At 46.4% G+C, this 12,402-nt stretch carries 7 protein-coding genes; 1 reads left to right on the plus strand and 6 read right to left on the minus strand.

All coding sequences use genetic code 11. The annotated features are described in order from the left end of the window. Positions 1-2 precede the first annotated feature (2 nt). The 4 genes from JJU34_RS04220 to JJU34_RS04235 all read right to left on the minus strand — a co-directional run bounded on the left by JJU34_RS04220 (position 3) and on the right by JJU34_RS04235 (position 8,138). Positions 3-1,400, minus strand: a complete 1,398-nt coding sequence (locus tag JJU34_RS04220; RefSeq protein WP_228691076.1) for an RNA-binding domain-containing protein — start codon at positions 1,398-1,400, stop codon at positions 3-5. Continuing rightward, positions 1,397-2,086, minus strand: coding sequence for a DUF4062 domain-containing protein (locus tag JJU34_RS04225; protein ID WP_228691077.1), 690 nt, complete (start codon positions 2,084-2,086; stop codon positions 1,397-1,399). The genes JJU34_RS04220 and JJU34_RS04225 overlap by 4 nt, the downstream gene beginning before the upstream one ends. A 1,370-nt stretch (positions 2,087-3,456) precedes the next feature. Further along, positions 3,457-5,730 carry a hypothetical protein gene (locus JJU34_RS04230; protein ID WP_228691078.1) on the minus strand — a complete coding sequence of 758 codons (2,274 nt, stop codon included), beginning with the start codon at positions 5,728-5,730 and terminating at the stop codon, positions 3,457-3,459. A gap of 80 nt (positions 5,731-5,810) precedes the next feature. Beyond that, on the minus strand, positions 5,811-8,138 hold the full coding sequence (locus JJU34_RS04235) for a hypothetical protein (RefSeq protein ID WP_228691079.1): 2,328 nt from the start codon (positions 8,136-8,138) through the stop codon (positions 5,811-5,813). A 274-nt stretch (positions 8,139-8,412) separates the two neighbouring features. On the opposite strand from JJU34_RS04235, the gene JJU34_RS04240 reads away from it, so the two are divergent. Continuing rightward, complete coding sequence (locus JJU34_RS04240; protein WP_228691080.1) at positions 8,413-11,034, plus strand: DUF4838 domain-containing protein; 2,622 nt, start codon at positions 8,413-8,415, stop codon at positions 11,032-11,034. A 111-nt stretch (positions 11,035-11,145) separates the two neighbouring features. On the opposite strand, the gene JJU34_RS04245 is transcribed toward JJU34_RS04240, so the two are convergent. Both JJU34_RS04245 and JJU34_RS04250 read right to left on the minus strand, forming a co-directional pair. Continuing rightward, a complete protein-coding gene (locus tag JJU34_RS04245) occupies positions 11,146-11,472 on the minus strand; it encodes a type II toxin-antitoxin system RelE/ParE family toxin (RefSeq protein WP_228691081.1) in 327 nt (108 codons plus the stop codon). Continuing rightward, a complete protein-coding gene (locus JJU34_RS04250; RefSeq protein WP_228691082.1) occupies positions 11,462-11,668 on the minus strand; it encodes a hypothetical protein in 207 nt (68 codons plus the stop codon). Before JJU34_RS04250 ends, JJU34_RS04245 begins: the two co-directional genes overlap by 11 nt. Positions 11,669-12,402: the final 734 nt, after the last annotated feature.

Consider the following 12,402-nt stretch of genomic DNA (forward strand, 5'->3'; position numbering starts at 1 on the left):
CATTATCCGGCATTATCCGGTAATTTTTTATTAGTTTTTGAATATCTCGTCTGAGGACCATCTCCAATCTTTTTAAGCCATCCCCCTTCGGTCAGTTTTTGAAGATCCATTCTGGCTGTTCTATCCTTAATATCTCCCATAAAAAACTCCATATAATCTTCGCTCGAATAAGTTTGATCAGGATTCATCTCACTAAGAAATTGAACCATTCGGCTACTCACTTTAATTTCTTCTTTTCTGCCATAGAGTGTCAATTTGGTATAACCACTTTGAAAAGTCCATTCGGGAGATTTTAAACCTAATTCGTCAAACTGCTTTTTAATAAGTGAAAGACCTCTGCCAAGCTTCTCCATTTTTCCTCTCAGGAAAAACATGTGGGCAATGGTTGGATTTCTTAGAACAGAATGATGAGATTCTATTCTGTTTTTGCCTTTTATTATGTCAGAAGGAATTTCACCCGAATTGATAATCTCAATTTTGTCAGAATGGATATTGATAGTTATCTCACCACCCATATCGCCATAATCTCGATGAACCATTGCATTCACAATGGCTTCATCTAAAGCGGCAAAAGGATACTGTTCACGATCTTTTCTTATTGGGCTATCAGCACTAAACTCACTTATAATCGGGTTGTTCTTTTTGAAATAACTCATTACTCGATTGAAAGAGATAAAGAGATTGTCTTCTATTATTTCAATGTCATTGAACTTATCACCAGTAGAACCCTCTGGCATATTGGTAATACGAACTCTACACTGCGTAAAGAATTTGGTAGGTTCATGACCATACATAATAACCGCTCCATTCTTCACTGCCGAATAATCAACTAGCTGAAAGTAGCTCAAGAATTCTTTAGGACTTTCGGGCAATGAACTGGCTTTTCCAAGTTTATGCGCCGCTCGTATGGTATTGTTAATTTCTTCCTCATTGAGGTCTCTAAAAGTTGCATCAATGGCAGTCTGTTTTTCCCAACTGGAAGTATATTGATTCGCTGATCGTAATATCAAACTAATGTCATCAGGGCTTGCTTCTTGGGTATGACTGGCTCTTCTGATATAATATTTCTTATTATACGAATAAGGCTGTCTTGATCCTTTCAGAACATTTAAAAGCACCACAGGATTTTCATTAATCGTTTCTAATTGAACATAAATAAGTGGTTGCGGAAAAATATTCTCCAAGGCATTTTGCTTGAGTTGATTTACTTCTTGCTCATTAATGTCAGGTAACCCAATTATTTCTTTTTCATTATGTCCAATAATTATCCAACCACCTTCTGTGTTTAGAAAAGCACAAATGGTTTTTAAAATAGCATCTACATTCCAATCGCTTTTAAACTCTAGGGAGGAATGTTCTTGCTGGCTGATTAGCTCTTTTATAAATGATTTTGCACTCATATTTCAATTCCTTTAGACTTGTCAATTAATTTTTGAACGCGCTCTGGATATTTGAACTGACTCTCTAAATGCATCTTTATATCATCATAGCTGATATAAGGCTGCACCCAATTACCGGTTCTTTTAGATGCAGGTCTTTCCTTATCTTTTATAGCTTCATTGTACATTCTGATACATCTTGTATCCATTACACCATTGTCTTCAAATGATATTTTATCGAAATCAATCTTTTTTGAAGTCATATCTTCAATAACGAATGAATCTTTAAATAAGGCTCTTGTAAACTCAACCCGATAATCGGCTAAAACGAATCTTGGAATGTTGCGATTAAAGGCTGTTTCAAATTCAAAATGGGTGATTGATTTCCCTCCCTTATCTAAAACGCCCGAACCATAGTCTGGCCTGATGAAACCAACAAAAACATCACATTCTTCAACACCATCCGTGCAATTTTTTAGATTCGATTGTAAGCTATCAAGCAAAATGGTGCCTTTGTGCGACATCAGTACGTCATAGCCGTAACTATCCAACTGCTCATAAATTTGCTTTAATTGGTATTCAAAATTGTATACCGTTGACGCAACAAACACTCTTATATGATTCCGTTTTGCTATCATAGTTGAACTTTCGTCTTTAATTTCTTTTTTAGCTTTTTCACTTCTTATCTTTTTTTCAGCATGACGCACAACGGTATGTCGCTTCCATCTGAGCGGAATTTATGGCGGAAATCTTTGTGATGCAATGAAAGTACTTAAAATCCACAAAGTTGCCAAGGCACGGTTGGCCCCGCTTTGATGGAAGTGACATGTTGTGTGTTGTTTTCCTCCGGGGGGCCTTTTTTGCGCGTTGGCCTTCATTTGATCTGGCAGTCGGGGAAAACACGTCAGTTTCTAAAAAACTCATTCCTCTCTCCACTTCCTCGCTGCTTTAGCTTTTGCAATGCCTGTAATCCTGGGATTATTGTCGTTTCAAAAGCGGGGTTGCGGCCCCATCACAACGCCATCCGACGGGCGCTACACATGACTTTGGGTTTGCAAATGGATCTATCCTCCCCTTTTTTTGACCAAGGGCCATTCAGGAAATCTACAAGCCGATACGGCATTCCAAGACTTCCGGCTTATCTTTCTTATTCTTCTCCTCTACGTTGGCCTGAAACCTATTTTGCCCAGGCACATCCTACAGGCTAAAATGCCGGCTTTCTCCAAGAAAAGTTTGTTTCTAAAATTAAGGCTTTCTTCCATAGGAAAAAATACCCTGATAGGGGTATTTTGTATGGGCTAGGAGAGTTGTCCGGTTTAGTTGAAGCGATTTTTACCCTCTAGCTGCCGTTCGCCAAGAGGATGCAACCTACAGCCAATCCCGCGGTAGATAGACCAAGTGTAGGAAGCTGGGGGCTGAGAATGCTCCAAAATTGGAGGGTAAAAAAAAGGAAAAAAGGGGATTCTGCTTTACATTTCTTTGTTTCCTCCAAAGCGGAGTTCTTAAAGAAGGAACTACTTCTCTGGTATTATTTTTAAGCGGATTAGATGGTTGGCCTATTATCTCAATGTGGGATTGATTGTCGCACCTTTGGTGCTTGCGGGGATGGAGATGACATGTCTGCATAGCCCTGGCAGGCCATGCTAATGATTACCGCACCGATGGTGCTTATTGAATTACCAGCACCAACGGTGCAAAATCATTAGCCTTGGGCAACGCCCAAGGAAGAATGGGAATACACCACCCAAGCGCCAAAGGCGCGGAATCAATAGCTTGGGACATCACTCCGCTTTGGAAAATTAGTAGGGCGCAGCACTGCCAAGCGAAGCCGACCTTATCGGATCCAAGTGAAAAAATGAGGAACTTCATCAGCAAATTATGCCTGCTGCACTATGATGGGACAAGTCAGAACTAGCTCCAGGAAGAAGGCATACTTATTATCCGGGATGTTGATCGTAATCTTTCTCATGGTTGGATAGGCATTTTTTGAGCATTTCCATTGGTTTTCATAGAACATCACCCCCGAATCTTTGGACCCTGCGTATTCCGAATAATAATTTCGGGATTAATCAACTTTTTATTTTCTAACCGGAGCGCTGATGACCCCCAGGTACCTTCCCATCCAATACGGAAGTAAATAGGTATCTCCTGCACTGAGCTCCGATCTTCTGTCGCCTGCGTCCAATTTGAATAGGTTTCGGTTATGCTTCAGTTCAGGCCGCTCGTCCGGAGGAAGCACCTCCGCCGTCAGCTGTCCCCAAAATCCAGGCTCCGTCATCAGCTCGATATCCTTCCGATGGCTGTTTTCGGTTTTATATTCGATCATGTCCAGGGGAAATTCCTTCAGATGCCAGATGGACTCTTCCAGGTCAAATTCCTTCGCCCCCGTCATGGCATAGCAGAAATTCCAAAGTGCGTTCTTTTCTGGCCGCTCAAATTCCCAGTGATCTTTGATCGCTTCCCGGTATATCGGCTTTAGAGTATCGTGCAAGGCATACGGATACAGTCCCCAATAAGCCAGAAAGTACATTTCGTCGTCACTGTGGTTCCATTCCTCGGAAAGCATCTTGCTCCATGCATCTGCATCCTCGGGTGCCTGTGCGATTTGGCTGAAAGGTCGGGTCAGGTTTTCCAGATACCCGTGATTTCGGAGCAGGTCCTCTGCACTATGCTTGTAGATTTCCTTTCCGGTAAACTTGTAGGCAGCCTGCAAAAAAGCGATCAGGTTGGACGAATAGACTTTTCGGTCCCCGATCATGGTGCCAAACCGGTTGACGAATTCGGGATTCCACCTGCCCCAGAGGGAGGGTTTGCCATCCACATCCACCAGGGTATAGTTATTGGCTACGATATAGCCCATCAGGTCGTCCAGCAGCGTGATGGCCCGGTTTCTCCAGTCTTCCTCATCGATATACTCCGCTATCAGGATCAAGGCAAACATCTGCCCCACGGCCTGATCGCTGCTGGCAGAAGCCCTCCAATCCCACTCCGGATCTTCGGAGTGGTTCCAGCTGACGTTATTGTTATAGCCCTCATACCAATAATTTTCCACGTAATCCCGGTATTCCTTTCGGAATTCATGATAGCCGCTACGCTCGAAAGTCCTTCCAAAAAGGCCCGGAATCTGGGTAATGTGATGCAACCTCTCCATGGCCTCAAAAGCCTCGTAGCAATTTTGCTTGGCCTCCTCGGATTGGGTAACCAAGTAGCGGAAAAGCTGACTCCCCAGGTACATCCCTGTCCAGAGATTGTCGCTGTCGGCGATGCTGTTTTGTGTGGTTGCCAACTGATGGTTTTGTAGACGACTTACGTTCGCATTGATGCCGTAGCGGATATGACGCTGCCTCACCTGTTTTTCAAACACCATGGCCTTGTCCTCCAGCGTCATTTCTTCAAAGACGATCTGACCCAATCCTCTGTCGGTAAGAATCAGCACCGACTGTTCAGGGCCCTTGGAGATATGAATGACCCGCTCCCCCGGAAGCCACCGCTCCCCATGGTAATAATTGAACTTCCCATCCTCTTTGAGCATAAATGCTCCTTTGGTAGATCCAAACCACAGCTTTCCGTCAATCTCTTGGATGGCAGTGAGTGCCGGCCAAGGCAATTTAGCGTTAAGAGGTCGAGTCACTTTGCCTAAGGCATCGACCACCACATATCCTTCCTCAGTGCCCAAAGCGATTTCCCCGGAAGCCATCAAATCAAAGGCTGTCAGCCCCACACCGGAATAAACCTGCCGTTGCGCTCCTGCATTTTCCGAGATCCGGTAGAGGGCAGTGGAAGTCAGCACATAAAACTGGCCGGTTTTCGAATCGTACTTGCTGTCCAAAACAGGCGATTCGACCTGGCCTGAGAATTGTGTTTTTGAATCCCGGATCAAGTTATAGGAATTTCCTGTGGCGATCAGAAAAGAAAAGTCCTTGCCGCCTGCCAACACATCGGCTTGCGAAATTTGATGCCTGGAAAACAATTTTCCGGCCCAGGCATTGCTAAATACTGCTTCATCATCCAGATAGACAAACTGATTTTGGTACAGGATGAAATCAGCAACCTTTTTGTCAAGCATGGGCCGGTACCGGATGTCCGGATCCATGGTGCCGGGGTATTGAAAATGCCCGTTGACGGGATTCATCAAGCCTTTGGAAGTCAGGATTTGGATGATCTCATTTCTATCGACAAAAACCTTTTTGAACGTTAACTGCTCATCATCCGAATAAAATTTGACCGCAAAATCCTGTTGGTAGGCCACATCCTGATAAACCGAAAGGGATTCCGTTTCCTGTCCTGCTTTTTCCCCGCAGGAGAATAGTTGTAAGACAACAAAAGGAAGGAGGTACACTAATTTCTTCATGGCGTTGGACGGGGGATAGCTTGCATTTCTAAGGGTCCTGAAATGAACATCCAGGATGGGGTTCGTATGGGAACTAGGAATTACCGTTTGATCAGCCACACATCGGATACTCTGGAGTAATCTCTCCAGCGGATATGAGACTCTTCGGGACGGTCAAAACTTACCGTGATTTTACCGTCACCGACCACATCCCTGGGCACGATAAATTCCTTCATTCCGCCCAATTCCTTTTCATACACCAAAGGTTCCAAACGCCTGCCATCTATCCGTATTAAGGCCTCCCCAAAACCGGTCACCCGAATCAGATAGCGGGCATTGGGGTCCAGATCGTCATATTTCAGAATTGGCTCGACCTGGTAGGTTTGGGAAGAAAGTCTCCACCGGCTATAGCCACTGTCCCACCATCCAAAATCCACGGCATCATATACTGTAGTGGTGACATGAGGGCTTTTGGCGATATTGGATACGTCGTCGTAATAGCCACCTTCGCCCGGATTTTCCCAGTTGGCGATAAATTCCAGCCTATCTTGCTTTTGTTGTTCTGAATCCAGCTTGCGAATGCCTTCAAACTGGTCTGCCAGCCACCACCTGTTGTTGAGGGGATAATCTACAAAATCCAGGATGCATCCCCTTTGGGAATTGCTCGCCTGGAACTTGTCTACACTGGTCTGCAGGCCAATAGACGTAAACAGGGCGTGGGCATAGTCCTCGATTTTCTTTCTGGATTCCCGCTGAATAGGCTGGGAATCCGCCAGGTTGACCAGTTCCAACGCCCGATCCATGGCGGCTTCTACCCCAAGTGTTGGATATTGGAGTAGGACCTTATTGGCTTGCTTTTCTAGGTCGGTTTCGTAGATTTTTCGCTGACGCACATAGGCATCGTAGTAAGCCCTCATCACCAGCATCTGCCACCTCCAGTTGCCGGCAAGCTGGGGATTGCCCGATTCCAGGTTTTTCCAATAGGCCAGGGTTGGCTCTATACTCCCGTTGTCTATGATGGAACCGTCCCAGTTTTTTTCCAAACCCAAAATTCCCTCGGCAGCTTTTCTATCCAAGCTGGCATCAAAGAAATACCGGGAATACTCAGTGAGAATATCCAAGATGTTCTTGTCCGGATCCCAACCTCTTTGGCTCCAAATAACTTTATTTACATCGTCATGAGCCCCATCCGAGTAGGAAACAAAACCGTCTGTAAAAGGAGCATATTTGTTGTGAACCTGTCCATAGAACACCGGCATCGGGTTGATCCCCTCCCGACCAATGGTCAGGGCAAAAGCTTGGTCAAAATTTGGTACCGGGTAGTCACACCGCACATTGTGCGTGATATCGGGATAGTGCCTGTGCTTATACTGCTTGGGAAGCCTGAAGCGGGTCTCTGCAATCGGAGGACTACTGGGCCCCGACACTACGCCCCGAAGCCAGGTCGGTTGGTGTTGATCCAAATAGTGGTAAAAGTAATCCACCTGCTCCTGACTAAATCCCTGAAGGGAAATCCAGATGCCTGCGTTGGGATGGTATTTGATCAGCCGCGCATGCAGATCCCTGAGAAACGGCATAACCTCCCTAGGATGATTATGTCCGGGGTCTCCGCCCGGGAAAAAGATATTGTCCAGCCTGGGCACTTTGGGGTAATTGGCCTCGTGGATGTCCAGTTCTTTGGCCCGAATCGCCGGATCGCTCAAGTCCACGGTGGCCGGAGTCCAAATCCAGTATTCGATATCGTACTTCTCACAGATCTCACTCATCTTCACGTTCATCTCCTCTCGGGAGATTTTGAAATGTGGACTGTTGTCCTGGCCTCCGTCCGGAGGAATGTTTTCGATGGCATTGGTGCCAAACAGTACCAGATCACGGATATATTGATCGTATTGCGCCACCGACCAAGCATCGTAGGAATTGGCTATATTTCGGTAACCGATTTGATGTCCTCGCAGGGAGTATTTCGGTGCAGAGGCGAAGTCGAGTTTGTCGTCAATCAAAAACTGTCCTTTGCCCAAAGTGGCGGTTCGGAGCAATTCTCCAATTCCGAAGATCACTGCTCTGGAATCTGCCCCGATAATCCAAAGGACATTGTCCTCCCAGACTATCCGGTAACCTTCCGGCTGCATTTCAGGCGAATTACTTCCCTTGGATTTCGGGAGGTTTTTCCCTTCCAATTGGGCCGAAGATGATAAGGCAAGTGCGATCGTATATTTCCCGGCTGCATTCCAATTCTCAATCGGTCTTACGCTTAGTTTGCTTCGCTTTCCGATTTCTTCCCGCAAAATCTCCAGTGCCGAAGCCCGGACCTGGGATTTGATATCCGTGGATATAAGGAGGTTTACGTTGGATAAATTGATAGATTCCGCAGATGCGGTTAATCGGAAAAGAAACAAGCAACAAAAGAGTAAGGCGATTTGTATTCTCATGGACAATGTGGCTGACAGAATGATTGGATTTCGGTAGAGTGATTTTTCAATTTCTCCCACACAATACTCGCTGTTTCGGAATTTGGGCTATCCAATAGCCTGTACGTACCGAAGCACAGTATGTTAGGTAGAAATTTCAGTGCTTCATTTATCCCCTTGAAACGCCCTTCAACATACACGAATCCATATACCCAACGTCAACCTGCCGGACAATTCCCAACCCTTGGAAATTCCAATCCAATTATTGGGGAAGCCACGTAACCCAATCTTGTGAATGAAAAATCTGTTGAATATTCTACTTCTTTTCCTTTTGATGGGACTTCCAACTGCCCGACTTTGGGCCGAAACCCTACCTACTCTTGAGTTCAGTCAGGTAAGCATCGTGTTGGGTAATGAGTCAGGAAGTGTTGAAAAACGGGTGGCAGCATTGCTCAGAAGCCGGATACTCGATAAATCGAATATCCAAATTTCAATCACGCAGGAAGATCCTGGCACTACGACAAATGGCCTGGTCGTCCTATTGGGAAGGCCGGAGTATCATTCCTCCATCAAGGCTCAATTCGACCAAAACAGGATTCCTGTATTGACCGACTTGGCTCCCGGGAACGAAGGTTTTTTGCTCAAGCAACTGGGCCCTAAACTGCTTATTGCAGCCGGCATAGACGACCGGGGCTGCCTCTATGCGGTGGGGGAACTGCTCCGGCAGCTTCAGTTTGGAATGGATTTTATCAGAATCCCTGCTTCCCTACACATTCGCACAGCTCCGGCTTTTGAAATCCGGGGGACACAGTTTGGGCAGAGCGGAGTGGCAAAAAGCTTGGCGAAAGTCCGAGACTGGACCGATACCGAGACCCAGCGGGTAATTCTTGATTATGCACTTGCCGGAGCAAATACCTTCAGCGTAGATAAGGGGCCGATGGTTGATTTCATTCAGTCCTTTGGTCTGATGACCCAGGGAGGATTTGGGGCCAATACTGCGCCTGAAGTCAAAAATCCGGTTTGGAAGGCGTTCGAATCCATCGGCAGGGAAGGCTACGTCTGCCCCTCCGTGCCTGCGGCCAGGGAATACATGCTTCAAAAGTTTGAGGAATTTGCCAAGGCAAGCCCCTCCTTCGACCTGCTCAAATTCCATGGAGGCGATGGAGGCGGATGCGAGTGTGACCGCTGCGATCCCTATGGACTGACGTTTATACAGTTAGTAGAGGACATGGCGCATTTATTCCACCAATACCATCCCCAGGCAAAGATTTACTTCACCAATCAGAAGTTTGACAATGCAGACGATCAGGCCATCTTCCACTACCTCCGGGAAAAACCCAGGGACTGGCTATGGGCCTGGGGCTATGGCCCGGGTTCGGATGCGACCACTTGGCAGCCTGGACACCGCCAGACACATCGCATGGATTTGTTCCGATATCCGGGATTTGGACCCTATGGGTTGTATCCCCAAGAGATCAACCGGCAAATGCCACCGCAGCACAGGCTCTTGTACTACAACGAACTCACCCACTGGAAATACGCCCAACATGCCTACATTCAGATGTATCCCCGTGCCGACAAAAACGGCGACCTGCCGCCCCATTGGGGCCATGACATTTATGAGCGCCGACCCGATCAATACCTGACTCAAGTTTATAACCGGCTGACTTTCTACGCCTGGCCCAAACACTACTATCGGGTGTTCCATGATCTGATGCGTCATGGAATCGGAGACATCACCCATTCATCCGGCAATCACGATCACTTCAATCAATGGATGTGGCAGCGATTGCTGTGGAATCCAAGAGCCTCGGTAGAGCAGGTGGTAGCCGAATATGCCAAAAACTGGTTTGGTCCCGAAGCAGCTCCGCAGATGGCCAAGGCGATTTTCCAGCTGGAAGAAAACCTGGAAGAAATCCCCGGTAAACCGCTGCCAGAAAAAGAAGGCATCCTGTCTTACTACCAGCTGGTAACCGAAGCCGGCAAGGTGATGCCCGAAAATTGGAAGAATGAAAACTGGCTCCGGAGAGTGTACCTGCAAAAAGGTGCGTTGGATCGCTACACCCAGCTAATGGTCAATCAACAATTGAACCTGCAAAAAGAAATCGAGGAGTTGCTACGAAGCCATCTGAAAAACGGAGTTACAAATTCGGTACTACATCAGGCTTTGCAAAAATTGAAAGCTATGCACGACGAAAGCCCCGAGATGGTGGCTTTGAAGTCGTTGGCTTCTCAGCTGGGAGAAGAAAGCAATACCCTATTTGGTACCCGAAGCGAAGGACTTTACAACTTGGAGCACGATTTTATCGGTTTGGGGTGGCTGGATCGTCAGCTTCGCCGGGCTTTAACAGCAGAAGGAAAACAACGAGAGGAGCTTCTGTTCCTGATCACGGATTATGACAATCCCGGAGAAGGCGGACAGTACGACAATCTCGGCACTGCCAATCATGCCCCCAACGTCGTTTTTGGCTATCCTTATGACCATGGGCAACCTTATGTGCCGCAGATGCTTTCCGAGGGCAATCGCCCCAGTCAGCGATCCATGCACTTCACCCAAGACGAGTCTCAGGGGGTTACCCTACACTACCGCGATCTCGATCCCGATGCCCGATACAAAATCCGATTTACCTTGGTGCGTCCTTGGTATCAGGAGCGCTATGCCATGCGGATGAACCAGAAATTCCAAACCATCTTTGCAGATGATCAGGTACTGGCCCAAGACCTGGAACTCCCGCTGCAGATGAGCGATCACTTTACCTTTGAAATTCCTGCAAACCTGACCAAAGACGGAGAGCTCGTCATCCGGTTTCAGAAAGCTGCCGATGTGGCCAATGGTGACCGGGTCACCGTGGAGCAATGGCGCAACTCGGGGGGATGGGGAACCTTGGTATCTGAGGTATGGCTGATTCGGAAATAGAAACAGGCAGAAGAACATCGGCTCTTTCCTCACCGTCCTATCCCATCTTTACTTGCAATAATCAGCGTGTTTCTTGCAATTACAAATTGGTTTGGATACTTGGGGGCTTTTTTAATCAATAAATTTCAGTAGCGCTTTGATCTGACTATCAGAGATATTCTCCTTGTCGGACTTGTCGTAGATGGAAAGCATAAAGACAGTGTTTTCAGCCACATAGAAATGAGTGATCACCCTTGCCCCTCCGGATTTTCCTTTCCCTTTTGAAGCAATGATGAGGCGTATTTTGTAGCAGTTATTCCCGAGAGCTGTTCCTAAAGTGGGATCAATGGAAAGTTGCCTGCCGAGTTCCGCTAGTTCGTCTTTAAGTGAAGGGTATTTTTTATTAAGCTTTTTGGCCGCCTTGCGGAAAGGAGCAATGGTATCTACCTTATAACTCATTAAGAAATTCGCTTAACGGTTGTGCCTTTTTCTTTCCGGCCTTGATCTGGTTAACTTCCTCTATCGCTTCCCTCAATCCTTCCAGCACTTCAGCTTTGTGAGGAGAAAGCGGCTTTGCCTTCACAAACTTGAAGTTGCTGAGCAGTTCCATGATGAAAGCTGCTTTATCGTCGTTTATGTCCAATAATACCTTCATTTTTTTTTGAGTTATTAAGTAAATATTGTTTTGACTTTTACGTTCTGGATCACGTTATCGGTGAGAAAGAACAAGGACTTTTTGTTCTCTAGTCTCGCCGTTTAATATCGCCATTCCACACAGTTAACTCTTTGTCCTAGCTGGAAAGTTCACCTTCGTCTATTACGGAATACAACCGTACGGGTGGGATTGAAAATACGCTGTCTTTTCTCTCGTATTTCATTGCAAGATAATCAAAGTGTGTCTTCCAATTACAAAATAATTTGGATACGAGGGTGTAGTTGCAAACTACACCTCTAGTCAGGGGGCGGTGAAGAACGTCATTGCGATCGACGCAGGAGCGAAGCAATTTCGTTTTTTGTTGAATCGTCGATCTGTCGAATCGTTGGACCGAGCTGTTTACCATCTCGATCTTAAGCCTGTCTCATATCTTACCTCTTAAGTCTTACCTCTTCAATGGGGATTGTTTCGTTGCAGCCCGTCATTGCGAGTGACGCAGGAGCGAAGCAATCTCAATTCGGGGGTTCAGGCGGCAATATAGGATCGAAAGTTTCGCGAGTCTGACGTCTTATGTCTTAAATCTTACGTCTGGACAAGGAGATTGCTTCGGCTTGATACTACTTATCAACCTATTGAACGATTCCGATTGTATCCTACTCCGTATCTGAATTACTTCATATCTTCAAGCCTCGCAATGACGGGGAGTGCATTGGCTTAGATTGGGGTCGCTTCGA

It is taken from the genome of Lunatimonas sp. (assembly GCF_020832325.1).
In the GTDB taxonomy this organism is placed as follows: Bacteria; Bacteroidota; Bacteroidia; order Cytophagales; family Cyclobacteriaceae; genus Lunatimonas.